Annotated in this window: 1 protein-coding gene; it reads left to right on the top strand. The window is 39.8% G+C overall.

Features of this window, described 5'->3' with window-relative positions; translation table 11 throughout:
- Positions 1-172 precede the first annotated feature (172 nt).
- On the top strand, positions 173-646 hold the full coding sequence (locus tag ACLPIE_RS22535; protein ID WP_430263849.1) for a phage tail tip fiber protein: 474 nt from the start codon (positions 173-175) through the stop codon (positions 644-646).
- Positions 647-805 lie beyond the last annotated feature (159 nt).

Genomic DNA, 805 nt, shown 5'->3' with positions numbered 1-805 from the left:
ATTTTATTTAATTCTACAAATGCTATTCATTGAGTAGCATTGATAGAGTTTTATATAAGTATTGGTTACTACTAGTCTCGGAATTTACGAGACCTATATAAATTCATCTAGAATGATATTCCAAATAGCCATCAGTTAGTCGCTGGTGGCTTTTTCATTTATGGAGGCAGTCATGCCAGATAAAAAAGAAATAGCCACCCTATCTATAAAGATATCAGTCGATAGCACTGACTTAGATAAGCTGGAAGCGCAACTGAAGCGTATTGAAGGGCTGATGGTTAGCACTGGGCTGAAGGAGCCAACAAGTGTTGGATTTAGCGCTGATAAGTTTATTATTAAAAATGGCCAGATGTTTATTGATGAAGCATTGATTCCAAGCGGAACAATTACGAGCGCAAAGATACAAGGCCCAGCAATAGATGGTGCACTTTGGCAAGCAGTAAAAGAAGGCGCTATTAAAGGTGCTGAGCAAGCACGGTTTGAAATAACAACAGGTATTAATGATAACCATGAGCAATCATCTGCTGAAATTCAGACTGGGGCGAATGAAGAAGAAAAGGAGTTAGATCGAGCCATTATAAAGTTATTATTAAAAGATGCAGTGCAAGGTGGCCCATTGTCTCGCGTGCTGCGGTGTTCGAGGTGATTGCATGAAGCTTGAGCCAAGAGCAGTGAGGTTGATAACAACTATTACAGAATATCAATGTGATGATTGCAAGCAAGGTGCAATGGTTAGAGATAAAGGGTGCAATACCATTCAACTAACTGACCCGCCGAGATTTAAACACATTTGTACTCAGTGTGG

Origin of the sequence: Providencia sp. Me31A (assembly GCF_050487165.1) — a bacterium.
Classification (GTDB): Bacteria; Pseudomonadota; Gammaproteobacteria; order Enterobacterales; family Enterobacteriaceae; genus Providencia.
Note: the sequence above shows the minus strand (reverse complement) of the source record. Positions and strands in the feature narration are given on the sequence as shown.